Source organism: Pseudomonas sp. TH07 (assembly GCF_016651285.1).
Lineage (GTDB): Bacteria > Pseudomonadota > Gammaproteobacteria > Pseudomonadales > Pseudomonadaceae > Aquipseudomonas.
The window spans coordinates 5,066,248-5,086,361 of record NZ_JAEKED010000001.1 but is presented as its reverse complement, the minus strand read 5'-3'; the positions used below and the strand labels follow the sequence as shown (position 1 = coordinate 5,086,361).

Annotated in this window: 14 protein-coding genes; 9 read left to right on the top strand and 5 right to left on the bottom strand. The window is 62.2% G+C overall.

Features of this window, described 5'->3' with window-relative positions:
• Window positions 1–10 precede the first annotated feature (10 nt).
• From JFU57_RS23245 to JFU57_RS23220, 6 genes are all read left to right on the top strand, one after another.
• A complete protein-coding gene (locus tag JFU57_RS23245) occupies window positions 11–3,190 on the top strand; it encodes an efflux RND transporter permease subunit (RefSeq protein ID WP_201130900.1) in 3,180 nt (1,059 codons plus the stop codon).
• Window positions 3,187–4,608 (top strand): efflux transporter outer membrane subunit, encoded by a 1,422-nt coding sequence (locus JFU57_RS23240; RefSeq protein ID WP_078473479.1) that lies wholly within the window; start codon window positions 3,187–3,189, stop codon window positions 4,606–4,608. Before JFU57_RS23245 ends, JFU57_RS23240 begins: the two co-directional genes overlap by 4 nt.
• A 248-nt stretch (window positions 4,609–4,856) precedes the next feature.
• On the top strand, window positions 4,857–5,756 hold the full coding sequence (locus JFU57_RS23235) for a bestrophin family protein (protein WP_078473480.1): 900 nt from the start codon (window positions 4,857–4,859) through the stop codon (window positions 5,754–5,756).
• 76 nt (window positions 5,757–5,832) lie between these two features.
• Window positions 5,833–6,888, top strand: a complete 1,056-nt coding sequence (locus JFU57_RS23230; protein ID WP_201130899.1) for a tetratricopeptide repeat protein — start codon at window positions 5,833–5,835, stop codon at window positions 6,886–6,888.
• 284 nt (window positions 6,889–7,172) lie between these two features.
• Window positions 7,173–8,675 (top strand): ATPase domain-containing protein, encoded by a 1,503-nt coding sequence (locus tag JFU57_RS23225; protein ID WP_078472280.1) that lies wholly within the window; start codon window positions 7,173–7,175, stop codon window positions 8,673–8,675.
• Window positions 8,672–10,339 carry an ATP-binding protein gene (locus JFU57_RS23220; RefSeq protein ID WP_201130898.1) on the top strand — a complete coding sequence of 556 codons (1,668 nt, stop codon included), beginning with the start codon at window positions 8,672–8,674 and terminating at the stop codon, window positions 10,337–10,339. The genes JFU57_RS23225 and JFU57_RS23220 overlap by 4 nt, the downstream gene beginning before the upstream one ends.
• A 24-nt stretch (window positions 10,340–10,363) precedes the next feature.
• Here the strand turns inward: JFU57_RS23220 and JFU57_RS23215 are convergent, their stop codons facing one another.
• The 5 genes from JFU57_RS23215 to JFU57_RS23195 form a co-directional block, all read right to left on the bottom strand.
• Window positions 10,364–10,741, bottom strand: a complete 378-nt coding sequence (locus JFU57_RS23215; RefSeq protein WP_020297998.1) for a response regulator — start codon at window positions 10,739–10,741, stop codon at window positions 10,364–10,366.
• Window positions 10,742–10,807: 66 nt separating this feature from the next.
• Window positions 10,808–12,001 carry a hybrid sensor histidine kinase/response regulator gene (locus tag JFU57_RS23210; protein WP_078472278.1) on the bottom strand — a complete coding sequence of 398 codons (1,194 nt, stop codon included), beginning with the start codon at window positions 11,999–12,001 and terminating at the stop codon, window positions 10,808–10,810.
• Window positions 11,995–12,600: a chemotaxis protein CheB gene (locus tag JFU57_RS23205; protein ID WP_201130897.1), complete on the bottom strand. Its 606-nt coding sequence runs from the start codon at window positions 12,598–12,600 to the stop codon at window positions 11,995–11,997. The genes JFU57_RS23210 and JFU57_RS23205 overlap by 7 nt, the downstream gene beginning before the upstream one ends.
• Complete coding sequence (locus JFU57_RS23200; RefSeq protein WP_020298001.1) at window positions 12,597–13,412, bottom strand: CheR family methyltransferase; 816 nt, start codon at window positions 13,410–13,412, stop codon at window positions 12,597–12,599. Before JFU57_RS23200 ends, JFU57_RS23205 begins: the two co-directional genes overlap by 4 nt.
• Window positions 13,412–16,912 carry a response regulator gene (locus JFU57_RS23195; protein WP_201130896.1) on the bottom strand — a complete coding sequence of 1,167 codons (3,501 nt, stop codon included), beginning with the start codon at window positions 16,910–16,912 and terminating at the stop codon, window positions 13,412–13,414. The genes JFU57_RS23200 and JFU57_RS23195 overlap by 1 nt, the downstream gene beginning before the upstream one ends.
• 264 nt (window positions 16,913–17,176) lie before the next feature.
• On the opposite strand from JFU57_RS23195, the gene JFU57_RS23190 reads away from it, so the two are divergent.
• The 3 genes from JFU57_RS23190 to JFU57_RS23180 all read left to right on the top strand — a co-directional run bounded on the left by JFU57_RS23190 (window position 17,177) and on the right by JFU57_RS23180 (window position 19,960).
• The gene (locus tag JFU57_RS23190) at window positions 17,177–17,536 is read left to right on the top strand and encodes a response regulator (protein WP_078472275.1); all 360 of its coding nucleotides are present in this window, start codon (window positions 17,177–17,179) and stop codon (window positions 17,534–17,536) included.
• A 141-nt stretch (window positions 17,537–17,677) separates the two neighbouring features.
• Entirely contained in the window at window positions 17,678–18,976 is a 1,299-nt protein-coding gene (locus tag JFU57_RS23185; RefSeq protein ID WP_201130895.1) for a glycosyltransferase, read from the top strand.
• A 78-nt stretch (window positions 18,977–19,054) separates the two neighbouring features.
• Window positions 19,055–19,960 (top strand): AraC family transcriptional regulator, encoded by a 906-nt coding sequence (locus JFU57_RS23180; RefSeq protein ID WP_078472273.1) that lies wholly within the window; start codon window positions 19,055–19,057, stop codon window positions 19,958–19,960.
• The last annotated feature ends 154 nt before the right edge of the window (window positions 19,961–20,114 follow it).

Below are 20,114 nucleotides of genomic sequence, written 5' to 3'. Positions count from 1 at the left end.
GACAACTCCGATGAATTTTTCCCAATTCTTCATTTCACGGCCGATCTTCGCTGCGGTGCTTTCGCTGCTGATCCTGATCGCCGGCGCGATCTCGCTGTTCCAGTTGCCGATCAGCGAATACCCGGAAGTGGTGCCGCCGACCGTGGTGGTACGCGCCAACTTCCCGGGGGCCAACCCCAAGGTCATCGGTGAAACCGTGGCCGCTCCCCTGGAGCAGGCCATCACCGGCGTCGAGAACATGCTCTACATGTCCTCGCAGTCGACCGCCGACGGCAAAATCACCCTGACCATCACCTTCGCCCTGGGCACCGACCTGGACAACGCGCAGGTGCAGGTGCAAAACCGCGTGACACGCACCGAGCCCAAGCTGCCCGAAGAAGTGACGCGTATCGGTATCACCGTCGACAAGGCTTCGCCCGACCTGACCATGGTTGTGCACTTGACCTCGCCGGACAAACGCTACGACATGCTCTACCTGTCCAACTACGCCCTGCTCAATATCAAGGACGAGCTGGCGCGCCTGGGCGGTGTCGGTGACGTGCAGCTGTTCGGCATGGGCGACTACTCACTGCGGGTCTGGCTCGATCCGAACAAGACCGCCTCACGCAACCTGACCGCGACCGACGTGGTAACCGCCATTCGCGAGCAGAACCGCCAGGTCGCCGCCGGTGCCCTGGGTGCGCCGCCCGCCCCCAACGCCACCAGCTTCCAGCTGTCGGTCAATACCCAGGGGCGTCTGGTTTCCGAGGAAGAGTTCGAGAACATCATCATCCGCTCCGGCGACAACGGTGAAATCACTCGACTCAAGGACATTGCACGGGTCGAGCTCGGCTCCAGCCAATATGCCCTGCGTTCCCTGCTGAACAATCAGCCGGCGGTGGCGATCCCGATCTTCCAGCGCCCAGGCTCGAACGCGATCCAGATCTCCAATGAAGTTCGGGACAAGATGGCCGAGCTGAAGAAGAACTTCCCCGAAGGCATGGACTTCAGCATCGTTTATGACCCGACGATCTTCGTTCGTGGCTCGATCGAGGCGGTGGTGCATACCCTGTTCGAAGCACTGATTCTTGTGGTGCTGGTGGTGATCCTGTTCCTGCAGACCTGGCGCGCCTCGATCATTCCCCTGGTGGCGGTACCGGTCTCGCTGATCGGCACCTTCGCCGTGATGCACCTGTTCGGTTTCTCGCTCAACGCCCTGTCACTGTTCGGCCTGGTACTGGCCATCGGGATCGTGGTGGACGACGCCATCGTGGTGGTGGAGAACGTCGAACGTAACATCGGACTCGGCTTGAACCCGGTGGACGCCACCAAGCGCGCCATGCGTGAAGTCACCGGCCCGATCATCGCCACGGCCCTGGTGCTGTGTGCGGTGTTTATCCCAGCGGCCTTTATTTCCGGGCTGACCGGGCAGTTCTACAAACAGTTCGCCTTGACCATCGCCATCTCGACCGTGATCTCGGCCTTCAACTCCCTGACCCTGTCGCCGGCCCTGGCAGCGGTGTTGCTGAAAAGCCACGACGCGCCCAAGGACCGTTTCTCCAAGGTGCTGGACAAGATTTTCGGTGGCTGGCTGTTCCGTCCCTTCAACCGTTTCTTCGACCGCGCCAGCCATGGCTACGTCGGCACCGTGGGCCGGGTCATCCGCAGCAGCGGCATCGCCCTGTTGCTCTACGCCGGGTTGATGGTCCTGACCTTCTTCGGTTTCTCCAGCACCCCGACCGGCTTCGTACCCGGCCAGGACAAGCAATACCTGGTGGCCTTCGCGCAACTGCCGGATGCGGCGAGCCTGGACCGTACCGAGGAAGTGATCAAACGCATGTCCGACCTGGCGCTGAAACAGCCTGGGGTCGAGGCGGCCGTGGCCTTCCCTGGCCTGTCGATCAACGGTTTCACCAACAGCACCAACGCCGGCATCGTGTTCGTCACCCTCAAGCCGTTTGACGAGCGCAAGGACCCGAGCCAGTCGGCCGGCGCCATTGCCGGTGCCTTGAACGGCCAGTTCGCCGGGATTGAAGAAGCCTACATGGCGATCTTCCCGCCGCCGCCGGTACAGGGCCTGGGCACCATCGGTGGGTTCCGCCTGCAGATCGAGGACCGGGGCAACCTGGGCTATGACGAGCTGTACAAAGAAACCATGAACATCATCAACAAGAGCCACAACGTGCCGGAACTGGCCGGGTTGTTCACCAGCTACACGGTGAACGTGCCCCAGGTCGATGCCGCCATCGACCGGGAAAAAGCCAAGACCCACGGCGTCGCCGTCAGTGACATCTTCGACACCCTGCAGATCTACCTGGGTTCGCTGTATGCCAACGACTTCAACCGCTTTGGCCGCACCTACCAGGTCAACGTCCAGGCCGAGCAGCAGTTCCGCCTCGAACCGGGCCAGATCGGCCAGCTCAAGGTGCGCAACAACAAAGGCGAGATGATCCCCCTGGCGACCTTTATCAAGGTCAGCGACACCTCGGGCCCGGACCGCGTGATGCACTACAACGGCTTTATCACCGCTGAAATCAACGGTGCGGCGGCCCCAGGCTACAGCTCCGGCCAGGCCGAAAAAGCCATCGAGAAACTGCTCAAGGAAGAACTGCCCAACGGCATGACTTACGAGTGGACTGACCTGACCTACCAGCAGATCCTCTCGGGCAACACCGCGCTGTTTGTGTTCCCGCTCTGTGTATTGCTGGCGTTCCTGGTGCTCGCCGCCCAGTACGAAAGCTGGAGCCTGCCACTGGCGGTGATCCTGATCGTGCCGATGACCCTGCTTTCGGCCATTACCGGGGTGATCCTGTCGGGGGGTGACAACAACATCTTCACCCAGATCGGCTTGATCGTACTGGTTGGCCTGGCGTGCAAGAACGCGATTCTGATTGTCGAGTTCGCCAAGGATAAGCAAGAGGAAGGCCTGGACCCGCTGGCTGCGGTGCTGGAAGCCTGCCGCCTGCGTCTGCGGCCGATCCTGATGACCTCGTTCGCCTTCATCATGGGTGTGGTGCCCCTGGTGTTCTCCAGCGGTGCCGGCGCGGAAATGCGTCACGCCATGGGTGTCGCGGTGTTCTCCGGGATGCTCGGGGTGACCTTCTTCGGCCTGCTGCTGACGCCGGTGTTCTACGTCCTGATCCGCAACTATGTGGAGCGCAGCGAGGCCCGCAAAGCCGCCCGCGCCCTGAAACTGGAGGCGCAACAATGAGCCTGAAAGTCTTCCTGCCAAGCCTCCTGGTACTGGCGCTGAGCGCCTGTGCCGTAGGTCCGGACTACAAGACCGAGAACCTGGAGGCGGCCCATATCACGGCCGCCACCGATGGCGCCGCCGGACAGAAGAATTTTGACCGTGCACGCTTCGAAGGTATCTGGTGGCAGCAGTTCGAGGACCCGATCCTCAACCAGCTGGTGACCCAGTCGTTGCAAGGCAACCGCGAACTGCGGGTAGCCTTTGCCCGGCTGCGTGCGGCCCGGGCGATTCGGGACGACGCCAGCAATGACGCCATGCCGACCATCACCAGCCGTGCCAGCAGTGACCTGGCCAAGGGGCAGATCCCTGGCCAGACCACCAAGCGCGTCAACAGCGAGCGCTACGACCTGGGCCTGGACATGGCCTGGGAGCTGGACCTGTTTGGCCGCATCCAGCGCAACCTGGAAGCCAGCGACGCTGACCAGCAGGCCGCCGAGGCTGACTTGTACCAGCTGCAAGTGACCATGATCGCCGAGCTGGTGGACGCCTACGGCCAACTGCGCGGCGCCCAGCTGCGGGAAAAAATCGCCCTGGCCAACCTGAACAACCAGCAGGAGTCGCGCAAGATCACCGAGAGCCTGCGCGATGCCGGGGTCGGCGATCAGCTCGACGTGGTGCGCGCCGATGCGCGCCTGGCGTCGGTCGAAGCCAGCGTGCCGCAACTGCAAGCGGAACAGGTACGCCAGCGCAATCGCATTGCCACCCTGCTCGGTGAGCGCCCGGACAAGCTCACCGTGGACCTGAGCCCGGCGCAATTGCCGGCAATCGCCAAGGCGCTGCCGATCGGCGACCCGGGTGAACTGCTGCAACGCCGTCCGGATATTCTCAGCGCCGAACGCAAACTGGCAGCGGCGACGGCACGGATCGGCGTGGCCAAGGCCGACCTGTTCCCACGGGTCAGCCTCAGCGGCTTCCTCGGCTTTACGGCCGGGCGCGGTTCGCAGATCGGTTCCTCGGCCGCCAATGCCTGGGCCCTGGGTCCTAGCATTACCTGGGCTGCGTTCGACCTGGGCAGTGTGCGGGCCCGCCTGCGCGGTGCCGACGCCAATGCCGATGGCGCCCTGGCGACCTATGAGCAGCAAGTCCTGCTGGCCCTGGAAGAGTCGGAAAACGCCTTCAGCGACTACGGCAAGCGCCAGCAACGGCTGATCTCGCTGATTCGCCAGAGTGAATCGAGTCGCGCGGCGGCCGACCTGGCGCAGATCCGCTATCGCGAGGGCACGGTGGACTTCCTGGTCCTGCTCGACGCCCAGCGTGAACGCCTGGCCGCCGAAGACTCCCAGGCCCAGGCCGAAGTCGACCTGTATCGCGGCATCGTTGCCATCTACAAGGCCCTGGGTGGCGGCTGGCAGCCCGAGACGGTGGCCAGTAAGTAACAGACAGAGCTCCTTTGGTTGGCCGCAACCAACCAATTTTTTGCCCCGCGCCCCATTCGGTCGCGGGGCTTTTTTTGGTCTCGCTTTTAACGCCGATGACCTTTTACTTTATGAAGAGGTGATCATTGATAGATGATATTGATCAACCTGTCAGCCATAGCAATTGGACAACCCACAGCTCGGGTTCTAGCCTTAACCCGCCGTGCAAGCCCTGCGGCACCGTGTCCGCCATTGGTCGTAGTCCCTCGATGATTGTCCGTCCCAAGCCGAACCTGATCGGCATCCTGTTCTCCCTCAAAGGGTCGATTGCCAAGCGGATCGCCCTGCGCAGCATTCTCGTGACCCTGCTGGCATCGGTGATTGTGCTGGTGGAGACCCTGCACCCGGCGTACTTCTCCAAGGTCAATGCCACGCCCTTCACCTTGCTCGGCCTGTCACTGTCGATCTTTATGAGCTTCCGCAACAACGCCTGCTATGACCGCTGGTGGGAAGGCCGCAAACAGTTGGGCCAGTTGATCATCGAGGTGCGCTCGCTGATCCGCGAAACCCTGATCATCCAATACAGCCCGCAGCGCGACAGTCTGCTGCGCGAGCTTTGCGGTTTCGCCCACAGCCTGATCGCCCGCCTGCGCCTGGAAGACGAAGTCAGCGCGGGCCAGCCCTGGGTCAGCGAACCCCTAGACCGCAGTCACCCGAATATCACCGACAACCTGCTGCAGGGCCTGGGGCGGCGCTGCTCGGCCCTGGCCGAACAGGGCCTGATCAGCGAGTGGCGTTATACCCAGCTGGAAACACGCCTGGTGAGCCTGAGCCAGGTCCAGGCCAGTTGCGAGCGGATCAAGAGCACGCCGCTGCCCTTTCCCTACACCCTGCTGCTGCATCGCACCATTTACCTGTTCTGCATCCTGCTGCCGTTTGCCATGGCCGAACCCCTGGGCTGGCTGACGCCGATCTTTACCGCGATCGTCAGCTACACCTTTTTCGGCCTCGACGAAATCGGTGACGATCTGGAGGATCCGTTCGGCTTTGACGAGAACGATCTGCCGTGCAACGCGATCCTGCGCACCCTCGAACGCGAAGTCCTGGCAGCACTGGGGCAAAGCCCGCTGCCGCCGCCGCTGGAGCCGGTGGAGTACGTGTTGACCTGAGTCCGGGTTTGACTCCAGCCGGTTCCTGACCGAAGCTTGCGCCTCTAGAAAAAGTCGCTCTGCTCCGGAATCCTGCATGTCCCCTCCCCGTCGCTATCTGCTGATCAGTCTGCTTATTGCCCTGGCCCTGAGCCTGGGCTGGTTCATGCTGCGCAGCAGCCCGCCGCAAGTGCCGGAGGCGATCAAGCATGGCTATGCCAAGGCTCTGGAGCAGGCACGCAACGGCCAGGGGGGCGCGGCTCGGGTGCTTTATCAGCAATTGGCGCGCCCTGACCTGACCGATGCCCGACGCATCCGGCTGTTGAATGAGCTGCCCAACTACCCCAGCCCGCAAGCCCTGAAACTGGCCGACGCCGACCTCTACCACCCCAGCGCCGAAGTGCGCCAGGCGGCCATTCAAAGCGTGCTGGGGCTGGTGCCCAACGGTCAGCGCAGCCTGCTGCTGGGTCCGCTGCTGGAAGACCGGGAGCAGGAGGTGCGGTTTGCCGCCGCCACTGCGTTGCTCGGGCTGTCGCCGGACGACCAGGGGCTGTATTTCGGCCCCCTGCAACAGGTGATCGACGAATACACCCAGGTCCTCAAGACCCGGGAGGACGATGTCGAAGCCCAGTACCAACTGGCGCGCCTGTACCTGCACAACGCCGACCTGGTCAAAGCCCAGCAGGCCCTTGAGCAGGCCCTGCGCCTGCAACCGGATAACCTGCAGGCCGTGGTGCTGCAAATAGAAGTGCTGGATAAACAGGGTCGCAGCGACGCTGCGCGCCAGCTGTTGGCCAAGCAGCTGCAGGCGCAGCAGGACTCGGCCTATCTGCAACACGCCCTGGGCCTGTGGCTGCTGCATCACCAACAGGGCGAATTTGCCTTGCTCGGCTTGTCGCGCGCGGTGGAGTTGGAGCCGAACAACGCGGACTACCGCTACGACCTCGCCACCACCCTGCACAGTGAGCAAGAGCTGGAAGCGGCACAGAAACAACTGGAAGAAATCGTCCAGCGCCAGCCGGCCAACCGCAAGGCACGGGTGTTGCTGATCAGCTACTGGAAAGAAAGCGGCCAGTTGCAAAACGTCCAGGTGCTGCTGGCCCAACTCGAACAACAAAACCCCGACGACCCGGCACTGCAGCAAGGCCTGTAGCCGCTGCCGCCAGGTTGCGCTGGCCAGTCGCCCCTGCGCATGTACACCTGACACACTCCAGCGCACTGAAGGGCCAGCGCAGCCATCGGCAGCGGCTACAGAGGTCGTCGGGCGCTGAACATCCGCACTACCTCATAAATCCCCGACAGCCCCCGCCCCCGGCCCCTACAGAACAATAAATGTTGAACCGCCATCATCGGCGACGGTCAAGTATTGAGGCAGTGCTTTGAAGGGCGTTCGCGCGCCACTGCCTATTACGATCAGTCGCCACGCGAGGGCATTTCTTGACGATATCCACCGAGTTGATCAGCGCCAAAGCCGCCACCGGCATCGAAGGTCTGGACGATATTCTTTCCGGCGGCTTATCCCGCGGGCATGTGTTTCTGCTCGAAGGCGAGCCTGGCACCGGCAAGACTACCGTGGCCTTGCATTTTCTATTGGCTGGCGCCCGCGCCGGCGAACGTTCGCTGTACATCACTCTCTCGGAAACCGAACGTGAACTGCGCCAGGGTGCGCTGTCCCACGGTTGGGAGCTGGACGAAAACATCCATATCTTCGAACTCACCCCCCCGGAAAGCCTGCTCAACGCCGAGCACCAGCAAAGCCTGCTGTACTCCTCGGACCTTGAGCTGGGCGAAGCCACCAAGCAGATTTTCGAAGTGGTCGAGCGGGTCAAGCCAACCCGGGTGGTGCTCGACAGCCTGTCGGAGATCCGCCTGCTGGCGCAAAGCTCATTGCGTTATCGCCGCCAGATCCTGGCCATCAAGCATTACTTCGTACGTTACGACGCCACCGTCCTGCTGCTGGACGACCTGACCACCGAATCCCTGGACAAGACCGTCCACAGCGTCGCCCACGGCGTGGTGCGGCTGGAAGAGCTGACCCCCAACTATGGCGCCGAACGGCGACGGATCCGCGTGGTGAAGTACCGCGGACAGAAATACCGCGGCGGTTTCCATGACTTCACCATCATGGGCGATGGCGTCCATGTGTTCCCACGGCTGGTGGCCGCCGAGCACCGTGGGCGTTACGTGCGTCAACAGTTGACCAGCGGCATCCGGGAAATGGACGCCCTGCTCGGCGGCGGTATCGAGACTGGCTCCAGCACCCTGATCCTCGGCCCGGCCGGTACCGGCAAATCCCTGATCTCCATGGTCTTCGCCGCCGCTGCTGTGGCCCGCGGTGAAAAAGCCGCGCTGTTTATCTTCGACGAAGAACTGGGCCTGCTGTTTGAACGCATGAAAAACATGGGCATCGACCTCGAGGCCCTGCAAGCCACCGGCAACCTGATGATCGAGCAGGTCGACGCCGCCGAATTGTCACCGGGCGAACTGTCGCACCGGGTCCGGCGCTGCGTCGACAAAGGCAATATCAAGACCGTGGTCATCGACAGTATCAACGGCTACCAGGCCGCCATGCCTGAAGAGAACGCTCTGGTGCTGCACATGCACGAGCTGCTGCTGTACCTCAACCGCCAGGGCGCCGCGACCTTCATGACCGTGGCCCAGCACGGCCTGGTCGGCGACATGCAGGCGCCGGTGGACATCACCTACCTGGCCGACACGGTGATCCTGCTGCGTTACTTCGAGGCCCTGGGCAAGGTGCGCCGGGCCATTTCCATTATCAAGAAGCGTACCGGCAGCCATGAATCGACCATCCGCGAATACCGTATCGGCAGCCAGGGCATGACCATCGGCGAGCCCCTGGCCGCATTCCAGGGCGTGTTGCGCGGCGTGCCCACCTACCTCGGCGAGAGCAATCCGCTGCTCGAGGATGAGCAGCCGTGACCGTTATCGAACCGCTCTCCGAACGCGCCCTGGTGCTCACGCCACTGGGGCGTGATAGCCAACTGGCGCAACTGATGCTCAAGGAAGCGGGCTTTCACGGGGTGATCACCCCCCATCTGGCGGCGCTGTGCGAGGAACTGGAGCACGGCGCCGGGCTGCTGATTATTTCCGCCGAAGCCCTGCGCGGGGCTGATATCGAACCCTTGCTGCAGCACTTAGAGCAGCAACCTGCGTGGTCCGATCTGCCGATCGTGCTCCTGACTCACCATGGCGGGCCGGAGCAGAACCCGTCCTCGGGCCTGGGCAACCTGGGTAATGTGACCTTTCTCGAACGCCCATTTCACCCGGCCACCCTGATCAGCCTGGTCAGCACCGCCCTGCGCGGACGGCGGCGCCAGTATGAAGCGCGGGATCGGCTGATCGACCTCAGCCAGAGCGAACTGCGCCTGCAAAGCACCCTGGAAACCCTGGAGCAGCAGGTCGAGGAGCGCACCGCGCAGCTGCGGCACAACGAAGAGGCCCTGCGGCAATCCCAGAAAATGGAAGCGGTCGGGCAACTGACCGGGGGCATTGCCCATGACTTCAACAACATGCTGACCGGCATCATCGGCAGCCTGGAGCTGCTGCGACGGCGCCTGGCCCGGGGCCGCACCGAAGACCTGGACAGCCTGATCGACCTCGGCGTGACCTCCGCCAACCGCGCCGCGGGCCTGACTCACCGGCTGCTGGCCTTTTCGCGGCGCCAGTCCCTGGACTCCAAACCGGTGGAGATGAACACCCTGGTGACGTCCATGGGTGAACTGCTGCACCGCAGCCTGAGTGAAAGCACGCAGTTGGAGATGCAGCTCAACCCCACGCTGTGGGTCGCCGAAGCCGACCCCAATCAACTGGAAAGCGCCCTGCTCAACCTGGTGCTTAACGCCCGCGATGCCATGCCCAATGGCGGGCGGCTCTTGGTCGAGACGTTCAACCAGCATCTGGACCACGACTTCACCCAGGCCCATGACAACCTGGAACCCGGCGACTACGTGGTCCTGCGCGTCAGCGACAACGGCTGCGGCATGCCGGAAAGCATCATCAACCGGGTGTTCGATCCATTTTTCACCACCAAGCCGATCGGCCAGGGCACTGGCCTGGGCCTGTCGATGATCTACGGCTTCAGCAAGCAGTCCCACGGCCATGTCAGCATCACCAGCGCCCTTGGCCGGGGCACCGAAGTCAGCCTGTTCCTGCCGCGTTTCAGTGGCGACGTGCAACAGGACGAACACCTGGCACCACAACTGCTGCCCTATGCGCAGAACGGCGAGACGGTGCTGATTGTCGAAGACGACACGGCGGTCCGGGTGCTGGTCAGCGCGGTATTGAGCGAGTTGGGTTACAACTTTGTCGAAGCCGGCGATGCCGTCGGGGCGATGCCGATTCTCGACTCGGGCCAGCGCATCGATCTGTTGATCAGTGACGTGGGCCTGCCCGGCATGAACGGCCGGCAACTGGCGGAGATCGGGCGGCAGATCCGCCCGGAGCTCAAGGTTCTGTTCATCACCGGTTATGCCGAACACGCGGCGGTGCGTGGCGGCTTCCTCGACCCGGGGATGCAGATGATCACCAAACCCTTCACTTTCGACCTGCTGACCGCCAAGGTCCGGGAAATGATCAAGGCCTGATGCCCAAAGGCATCAGGCCGGCGCTCAGGCGAGCAGTTCCTGGATCTGTTCCTGCAAGCTGTTGAGGTCGAACGGCTTGGCAAGGATCGGCGCGGTCTTGGCGATCGGGCTGCCGGATTCAAGAATCTCGGTCGGATAGCCGCTGATAAAAATCACCTTCAGGTCCGGGCGCAGCTTGACTGCCGGCTCGGCAATCATCACCCCGGTAATCCCGCCAGGCAGACGGTAATCCGTGATCATCACGTCCAGGTGCGGTTTGCTGGCAAGGATCTCGAACGCCTGTTCGCCGTTTTCTGCCTGCAGGACCCGGTAACCCAGGCCGGACAGGTAGTCAGCGAGCAACATCAAAATCACCGGTTCATCTTCGACGATCAATACGACGTCTTGTGCATCTTCACTCATGGGGCGCCTTTGTTCGGTCAATTGCTGCTGATACGACCACTGGGTCACGCAGAGGTTGCGTCGAGTTTAGTGGTTTTCCCCAAGCGGCAGGCTCACGCGAAACAGCGCGCCTTCGCCGATCTGGCTCTGGACGGTGATGGAGCCGCCGTGAGCGGCGACGATCTGCTCTGAAATGAACAATCCCAGGCCCAGGCCGGCGGCCACCGGGCTGCCGGAAACCCGCTCGAACTGCTGGAAAATCCGCTTCTGGTTGTCTTCGCTGATGCCGATCCCGTGATCACGCACCTCCACCCGCGCCTCGCCGTCCTGGCGGTAGACCCGAACTTCGATCGGGCTCTTGGCCCCGTAGCGCAGGGCATTGGTCAACAGGTTGGAAATGACTTGCTCGATGCGGAACTCATCCCACTCGCCTTCAACGCTGTCCTCGGCACACAGGCTCACCGACGACTCGGCGGCATGGACCTGGGGCGCGAAGTTTTCCAGCAGGCCCCGGACCAATTGGCACAGATCAAAGCGGCTGGGGCGGATCGACAGTTTGCCGGTGCGGATGCGCGAGATGTCGAGCATGTCTTCGATCAGGCGAATCAGGCTTTTGATCTGGCGCTCATCGCGGTCGACCATGGCGTGCATCTTGTCCAGGGTGAACGCGGCGGCGTTGTCCCGGGCCAGGTGCATCTTGCGCAGCTGGGTTTCGAGAATCAGGCCGTTGAGGGGCGTGCGCACTTCATGGGCCACGATCGACATGAAGTCATCGCGCATGCGCACCGCCTGCTCCAGTTCGTTCTGGGTCGCCTGCAACTTCTTGAGCAGCACTTCCTGCTCGCGCCGGCTCTGTTCCAGGGCCTCGACCTGCTGCTTCATGGCCTTGCTCTGGCGATACAGGTCGACGAACACATTGACCTTGCTCTTCACCGCATGGATATCCAGCGGCTTGTGCAGAAAGTCCACGGCCCCGCTCTCATAGCCCTTGAAGGCGTAATTGAGCTCGCGCCCGGCGGCGCTGACAAACACGATGGGGATGTTTTTGGTCTTTTCGGTGCCGCGCATCAATTCGGCCAGTTCAAATCCGTTCATCCCGGGCATCTGCACGTCGAGGATGGCCATGGCGAACTCATGCTGCAGCAGCAGCGACAGCGCTTCGTCAGCCGACAGCGCCTTGTACACGGTGCGGTCTTCGCGCTTGATCAGCGCTTCGAGGGCCAGCAGGTTCTCCGGCAGATCGTCGACGATCAGCAGCTTGGCTTGAATGGTACTTAACATGCGATTCGTTCCAGCTCGACTAGCAGACGGCTGATGCCGCGCAAAGGGAGAATATAGTCCGGTTGGTGCAGGGCCAGCGCCGCGTCCGGCATGGTCGCGACCTGGGCTTCCTGCGGGTCCTGGACCACGGTCAGGCCACCGCGCCGCTTGACCTGGGCCAGGCCCCGGGCGCCATCCTGATTGGCCCCGGTCAGGAGCATTGCCGCAAGCCTGGGCCCATAGGCATCGGCCGCGGACTCGAACAGATAATCGATGGCCGGGCGCGAGTAATGCAGGCGCGCCTCCAGGCTCAGGGACAGGCTGCGATCCTGCTCCACCGACAGGTGATAACCGGGCGCGGCAAAGTACAGGGTGCCGGGGGTCACCGACTCCTTGTCCTCGGCCTCTTTGACCGGCAGCGCGACGCGCTTGGCAAAGACCTCGGCCAACTGGCTGCGGCGCTCGTCCGGCAGGTGCAGCACGACAATGATCGGCAGCTCAAAGCCCCGTGGCAGCTCGCCAAAGATGCTCAACAACGCCTCGACACCGCCCGCCGAGGCGCCGACGACTACAGCCTCGACCCGAGGCAGGGTTTCAGGTTCGATAACACCGTGGCTCATAACTTGCGGTAGATCCGTTCTTGTTTGACCAGGGGTTCGAAATGCTTGCCGTAGGCGGAGAAATCCAGGGTTTCCTTGCTGCCCAGGACCAGGAAGCCACGATGGCACAGCGACTCATGAAACAACCCAAACGCCCGATCCTGCAACTTTTTATTGAAGTAAATCAATACGTTACGGCAAGAAATCAATTGCGTTTCGGAGAACACGCTGTCCGTGGCCAGGCTGTGGTCGGCAAAGGTCACGTTCTCGCGCAGGGTCTTGTCGAAAATCGCGTAGTCGTAGGCCGCCGTGTAGTAATCGGCAAACGAGCGCTGGCCACCGGCCTGCTGATAGTTGTGGGTGTAGGCGCGGATATTCTCCAGGGAGAAAATCCCCTGCTTGGCCTTTTCCAGCGAGCTGGGGTTGATGTCCGTGGCGTAGATGATGGTGCGTTCCAGCAAGCCTTCCTCGCGCAGCAGGATGGCCATGGAATACACCTCTTCACCGGTGCTGCAGCCGGCGATCCAGATCTTGATCGAGGGGTAGGTCTTGAGCAGCGGCACCACTTCCTGGCGGATCGCCAGAAAATGCGACGGGTCGCGGAACATCTCGCTGACCGGAATCGTCAGGAACTGCAGCAGTTGCATGAACGCCGTCGGGTCGTGCAGCACCCGTTCCTGCAGGGCCGATATGGTCTTGCATTCGAACTGGCGCAAGGCATGGTTGACCCGGCGCTTGATCGAAGCGCCGGAGTAGTCGCGAAAGTCGTAGCTGTATTTGAGATAAATAGCTTCGATCAACAAACGCAGTTCGATTTCGGTATTGCGCTCCACTAGATTCTTTCCATCTTGGGTAACCAGACTCGAATGAGCGAGAACAAGCGATCCAGGTCGATCGGCTTGGCCAGGTAGTCGTTGGAACCGGCCTGCAGGCAACGTTCCTGGTCGTCCTTCATGGCCTTGGCGGTCACTGCGATGATCGGCAGCTTGCGCCAGCGCGGGTCTTTGCGGATCTCGATCGTGGCTTCATAGCCATCCATCTCCGGCATCATCACGTCCATCAGCACCAGGTCGATGTCCTCGACTTCATTCAATTTAGCGATCGCTTCATGGCCGTTACGGCCAATCACCACGACCGCGCCTTTCTGCTCCAGGGCACTGGTGAGGGCGAAGATGTTGCGCACGTCATCGTCCACCAGCAGGATCTTGCGCCCCTCGAAGACCCGATCGCGGCTGCGGGCGGTCTTGAGCATCTTCTGTCGTTCATGGGACAGCTGGGATTCGACTTTGTGCAGAAAAAGCGTCACTTCATCCAGCAGGCGCTCCGGCGAGCGGGCGCCCTTGATGATGATCGAGCGCGAGTACTTGCGCAGTTCGGCCTCTTCGTCCCGGGTCAGGTTGCGACCGGTGTAGACGATCACCGGCGGGAACGAGCAGATGTCTTCGGTGGACATGCGCTTGAGCAGATCGTTGCCCAGCATGTCCGGCAGTTTCAGGTCGATGATCATGCAGTCGTAGATGTTCTGGCGCAGCAGGTCCAGGGCTTCCTGGGCCAGGCCGACGGCGGTGATTTCGATGTCGTCGTCACCGATCAGGCGGGCGATGCTGTCGCGTTGCAGGTCGTCGTCTTCCACCAGCAGCACGCGCTTGACCTTCTGCGTCAGCTTGGCTTCCAGGCGCGCGAACACGTCCTTGAGCTCTTCACGGGTGGTGGGCTTGACTGCATAGCCGACGGCGCCCATGTGCATGGCGGCCTCGACTCGATCTTCCACCGAAATCACGTGCACCGGGATGTGCCGGGTCTCGGCGTGCTCCTTGAGGCGCTGCAGCACCGTCAGCCCGGAATGGTCTGGCAGGCGCATGTCAAGCAGGATCGCGTCGGGGATGAACTGCGCCGCCAGGCTGTAGCCTTCATCGGCGCCGTGGGCCACCAGGCAGTGATAGCCCAGCTCATGGGCCAGGTCATAGAGGATGTGCGCAAAATTGGGCTCGTCTTCCACCACCAGGATGCAGCGCGTGGCGAAAGGAGCCTTGTCGCGGTCATCGGCAAAACGCGCGATCGGCACTTCAACCACCTCCGGCAGCGGCGCCGGGGCCGGCCGTGGCGTGAACGGCGTGGTGCTGACCAGCGCAGTCGGCGTCTCGGGCAACTGGCTGCCTTCGGCCTGCTCGATGTACTGCTCAGGCAATTCCAGGGTGAAGATACTGCCCTGCCCTGGCTCGCTGCTGACCGTGATCGAGCCGCCGAGCAAGGCCGCCAGATCGCGGGAAATCGACAGGCCCAGGCCCGTGCCGCCGTAACGCCGGTTAGTGGTGCCGTCGGCCTGGCGGAAGGCTTCGAAAATGCTCTGCTGCTGATCCTGGGCGATGCCGATCCCGGAATCACGCACGGTAAAGGCAATCCCGACACCCGGCTGGCGCGAGACCGTGAGGCTGACCTGGCCTTTTTCGGTGAATTTCACCGCGTTCGACAGCAGGTTCTTGAGAATCTGCTCGACGCGCTGGCGGTCGGTGAACAGCATCTGCGGCGTGCCGGGCTGCACCTCGAGCTCGAACGCCAGGCCCTTGTCCAGGGTCAGCGGCTGGAACATGCCGCGCAGGCCTTCGACCAGGCGCGGCACGCTGACGTGTTCCGGGCGCATCTCCAATTTGCCGGCTTCGACCTTGGAAATATCCAGGATGTCGTTGATCAGGTTCAGCAAGTCGTTACCGGCCGAATAGATCGACTCGGCGAACTTGACCTGCTCGGCGCTGAGGTTTTCCTGGGGGTTCTCCGCCAGCAGCTTGGCCAGGATCAGCGAACTGTTGAGCGGCGTGCGCAGCTCGTGGGACATGTTGGCGAGGAATTCGGACTTGTACTTGCTGGAGCGCTGCAACTCGTCGGCACGCTCTTCGAGCTGGATCTGCACCTGGTTCAGCTCGTTGTTCTTGCGGTCCATGGCATCGCGCTGCTCGGCCAGGGTCTGCGCCTGTTCGGCCAACTGCTCGTTGGTCTGCTCCAACTCCACTTGCTGGGTTTCCAGGTGGACCTGGGACTCCTTGAGGATCCGCGACTGCTCTTCCAGTTCCTCGTTGGCGGTTTTCAACTCTTCCTGCTGCACCTGCAGCTCTTCGTTGAGCTGCTGGGTTTCGGCCAGGACTTCCTGCAGGCGCTGGCGATAGCGCGCAGCCTCAATGGAGGTGCCGATGTTGTCGGCGATCAACTCGAGCAATTCGATATCGCGATCGGTCAAGGCCCGCAAGAAGCCCAGCTCGACCACACCGTTGACCCGCTCGTCGTTGCTGGTCGGCACCACCAGCACGCTACGTGGCGCGCCGTCGCCGAGGCCGGAGCTGACTTTGAAGTAGTCCACCGGCACTTCGTCCAGGCGGATCAGGCGGTTTTCCTGGGCGGCCTGGCCAACGATGCCCTCGCCGCTGTAGATCGACTGCTCCTGCTGTTCCTGCTCCCGGGAAAAGCCGTAGCTCGCCACCCGTTTCAGGCCGCCGTGCTCTTCACGCACATAAAGAGCCGCCACCGGCGAGCCCAGGTATTGCGCGCAGAACTGCAGGATATTGCGCCCCAGCAGGTTCAGGGTCAGTTGCCCCAGGACCTGCTCGGCCAGTTCGGTCTGGCCATTGCGCAGCCAGGCTTGCTGCTCCAGGCGCCGGGCGCTTCTTTGCTGGGACTCGAGGTTGTCGCTGTAGCTTTTCGACAGGGCCATCAAGTCACGCCGGCCGATGTAGGCCAGCAACCCGCTCAGGCCCAGGACAAACACCAGGTACAGGGTCACGCTGAGAATGGTGGTGCGCCGCACATCTTCATTGCGCGCCATCCGCAGTTGCTGCTCCATGGCCACGGCTTCGTCGTATTCCTTGCGGATTTCATCGGTCAGGCGCTTGCCCCGTCCGGCCTTCACCGCACCGCGATAGTCACCGCTCTGACGCTGCAGGTCGATCATGCCCTGGGCGTAATTATTCCACTCGACCTGCAAGGCTTCCAGGCGGCGGAAGCGGTCGACTTGCTGCGGGTTGTCCGCCACCAGTTGCTGCAGGCTTTGCAGCTCATCGATGATCCGCGGTTTGGCCACCTCGTAGGGGTCGAGGAAACGCTCGTCACCGGTGATCAGGAACCCGCGCATGCCGGTTTCCAGGTCAACGGTCAGCTTCGAGGCCTCGTTGACGTTATTGATCACCCGGTCGGTGTGCTCGACCCACTGGATCACCGACAACAGGTAGGTAATCAGGGACACGAAAAAAACCGCGCTCAACACCCCGACGCCCAATGGCAGGGAGATGTTGCGACTCAGGAGTTTGCGAAAACTCTGTTCATCAACCGAAGACGGACGGATCATGATTTGGCCTTGGTGAAGTGTAAAAAAACACGGAGTTTGCCCCACAAAGGGCCCCTGGAGCTATTTTTCTGCGAGTTTTGCCCGGCAATTTTTCGTTGCGCACTGCCCTGCCGGCGCAAGAGCAGTTATTCTGGGCGCCGGTTGTACAGCAAAGGTTTTTTGTACAGCTTCGGGAACTTGTGATCAGTCGCGACTTACTGATGCAAGAGGCCGCGATTTTCCGGCCCCGGCCTACCGATTTCAATTTTCCGAGAGTGTCCTTTTATGTCCAGCATCGCTTCCACCATCCTTGTAGTCGAAGACGACACCATCGTGCGCATGCTGATCGTCGACGTGCTCGAAGAGCTTGAGTTCAAGGTACTGGAAGCCGACGGCAGCGAGGCCGCTCTGGTACTGCTCGAAGACACCAGCCTGACCATAGACCTGCTGATGACCGACGTCGGCCTGCCCGGCATGGACGGCAAGCAATTGGCCGCACGCGCCCGGGAACTGCGCCCGAGCCTGCCGATTCTGTTTGCCAGCGGTTATGCCGAAAACATCGAAGTGCCGCCCGGCATGTCGGTTATCGGCAAGCCGTTCTCCATCGACCAATTGCGTGACAAGGTGCGTTCCATCCTCGCCTGATGGCTGCGCCTGCCGACCCAGGCTGACCCTGCCCTTCCCGCCCGAGCCAAGCTGACGGCGCTGCGTTGATCGCGGCGCTGACGCCCAGCTGTGGTTTAATTGCGCCCCGATTTCCCCCACGCCTGCCAGGAATACCCGCTCATGAGTCCGACCGCCGCAACCAAAGTCCTGATCATTGGTTACGTCTGGCCTGAGCCCCGTTCCTCCGCTGCGGGCGGACACATGATGCAGATCCTCCAGACCTTCCTCGAACAGGGCTGGGACATCACCTTCAGCAGCCCGGCCAATGAAGGTGAACACAAGGAAAACCTGGCGGCCCTGGGCATTCGTGAATGCCCGATCGAGCTCAACAACAGCAGCTTCGACCGCTTTGTCGCCGAGCTGGCGCCGGATATCGTGCTGTTCGATCAGTTCATGATGGAGGAGCAGTTCGGCTGGCGCGTTGAGCAGCATTGCCCGAACGCCTTGCGCGTACTGGAGACCTCCGACCTGCAGAGCCTGCGCCACGCGCGCCACGACCGGCTCAAACAGCGCCTGAAAGACAGCACTGACAGCGACGATTTCAGCGCCCTGTTCGCCCCGGCGCTGCGGGAAGAATTCGAGAACATGGCCGAGACCGACCTGGCCAAGCGCGAGATTGCCGCGATCTATCGCTGCGACCTGAACCTGATGATTTCCGAGTTTGAGATCCAGTTGCTGGTCGAGCACTTCAACTTGCCGCCGGCCCTGCTGCACTGGTGCCCGCTGATGCTGGAGCAGATGCCGGAGCGCTTTGTGCCTTATGAGGAGCGCGCGCACTTTCTCAGCATCGGCAACTTTCGCCACGCGCCGAACTGGGATGCGGTGCTGTGGATGAAGAACAGCCTGTGGCCGCTGATCCGCCAGCAATTGCCCGGCGCCCAGTTGCATCTATATGGCGCCTACACCCCGCCCAAGGCGGCGGCGCTGCATAACCCGGGGCAAGGCTTTCACATCATGAACTGGGCCGAGGACGCGTTGCAGGTAATGAGTGCCGCGCGCATCTGCCTGGCGCCCCTGCGGTTCGGGGCCGGGATCAAGGGCAAGCTGGTGGATGCGATGCTCTGCGGTACGCCGAGCATTACCACCCCGGTCGGCGCCGAAGCCATGCACGCCGATGAACCCTGGCCGGGAGCCATCGCGCAATCGGCCACGGCCCTGGCAGCGGCGGCAGTCAGCCTGTACCAAGACCCGGCAGCCTGGCACCAGGCCCAGCAACAGGGCCAGCAACTGCTCGCCGCCCGCTACCGCCAGCCAGTGCACGGCCCGGCCCTGATCCAGCGCCTGGCCGAATGCCGGGCCAACCTGGCCCAACTGCGCCGCGACAACTTCACCGGCGCCATGCTGCGCCACCATCACCATAAAAGTACCCAGTACATGGCCCAGTGGATCGAAGCCAAAAACCGCATCCCGACTCAGTAGCCGCTGCCGCAGGCACTGGTGCCAGGAGATGGCAGAGGGCATTATCCGTCGAGCCAACAACAAGAAAAGCCCTGCGCCATGAGCCGATCCGCGAAAATCACCGACCCTTCCTACGAGTTGATGGACGACCACAACGGCCTGTCGGTCATCTATCGCCAGCACGGTTTTCCCTGCCCCCTGGTGCGCTGGCACTTTCACAAGGAATACGAGCTGCACCTGATCGTCGCCAGCTCGGGCAAGGTGTTCATCGGTGACTACATCGGCAACTTCTACCCCGAATCCCTGTTCCTCACCGGTCCCAACCTGCCCCATAACTGGATCAGCCAGGTGGCCGAGGATGAAGTGGTGCCCAAGCGCGACATGCTGGTGAACTTCACCGACGAGTTGTTCGAAAGCGGCTACCAGGTTTTCGCCGAGCTGAAAAACCTCGCACCGCTGCTGGAGCGCGCGCAATACGGCATCGAGTTCCGCTGCAAGCGCACCATTGCCCAGGCCATGAACCTGATGCAGCGCATCGCCGACTCCAGCGGCGTCACGCGCCTGGGGCACTTTTTCATTCTGCTGGAGCTGCTGGCGGCCAGTGACGACTTTCAGTTGCTGTCCGGCGCAACCAACGTGCAACTGGCCGACGAACACAATGTGGATCGCACCAACCGTGCGGTGGACTACATCTTTACTCACTACGCCCGGGAACTGCCGCTGGAAGAAGTCGCCGACTACCTGGGCATGAAACCCACCTATTTCTCCCGGGTGTTCAAGCAGGCCACCGGGCGTTGCTTCGTCGAGTTCGTCAATCGCCTGCGGATCAGCAAATCCTGCGAGTTGCTGGCCGACGGCGACAAGCCGGTGACCGATGTGTGTTTCGAATCCGGCTTCAACAACATCTCCAACTTCAATCGGCGTTTCCAGCAGCTCAAGGGCATGACCCCGTCCCACTACCGCCGCCTGGCGGTGCAACGGCTGACCGAGCAGAACCTTGGCTAGACCATTCCTGGCGCTCTAAACCGGCCTTCTGCATCCTCCCCCGCGATCAATCCACGCCTCGCCTGCCGCGCCCAGAACCCGGGCGCGTTGTGGGCGACGAACGGCAATTTCATTCAGATTCAACGCCACGCCGTCATAGGCGGGGCCTGGCTGT

Excerpts from the sequence above, each read along its gene's own strand:
- JFU57_RS23245 (WP_201130900.1), top strand. The coding sequence starts at position 11 with ATGAATTTTTCCCAATTCTTCATTTCACGGCCGATCTTCGCTGCGGTG.
- JFU57_RS23240 (WP_078473479.1), top strand. The coding sequence starts at position 3,187 with ATGAGCCTGAAAGTCTTCCTGCCAAGCCTCCTGGTACTGGCGCTGAGC.
- JFU57_RS23235 (WP_078473480.1), top strand. The coding sequence starts at position 4,857 with ATGATTGTCCGTCCCAAGCCGAACCTGATCGGCATCCTGTTCTCCCTC.
- JFU57_RS23230 (WP_201130899.1), top strand. The coding sequence starts at position 5,833 with ATGTCCCCTCCCCGTCGCTATCTGCTGATCAGTCTGCTTATTGCCCTG.
- JFU57_RS23215 (WP_020297998.1), bottom strand. The coding sequence starts at position 10,741 with ATGAGTGAAGATGCACAAGACGTCGTATTGATCGTCGAAGATGAACCG.
- JFU57_RS23210 (WP_078472278.1), bottom strand. The coding sequence starts at position 12,001 with ATGTTAAGTACCATTCAAGCCAAGCTGCTGATCGTCGACGATCTGCCG.
- JFU57_RS23205 (WP_201130897.1), bottom strand. The coding sequence starts at position 12,600 with ATGAGCCACGGTGTTATCGAACCTGAAACCCTGCCTCGGGTCGAGGCT.
- JFU57_RS23195 (WP_201130896.1), bottom strand. The coding sequence starts at position 16,912 with ATGATCCGTCCGTCTTCGGTTGATGAACAGAGTTTTCGCAAACTCCTG.
- JFU57_RS23190 (WP_078472275.1), top strand. The coding sequence starts at position 17,177 with ATGTCCAGCATCGCTTCCACCATCCTTGTAGTCGAAGACGACACCATC.
- JFU57_RS23185 (WP_201130895.1), top strand. The coding sequence starts at position 17,678 with ATGAGTCCGACCGCCGCAACCAAAGTCCTGATCATTGGTTACGTCTGG.
- JFU57_RS23180 (WP_078472273.1), top strand. The coding sequence starts at position 19,055 with ATGAGCCGATCCGCGAAAATCACCGACCCTTCCTACGAGTTGATGGAC.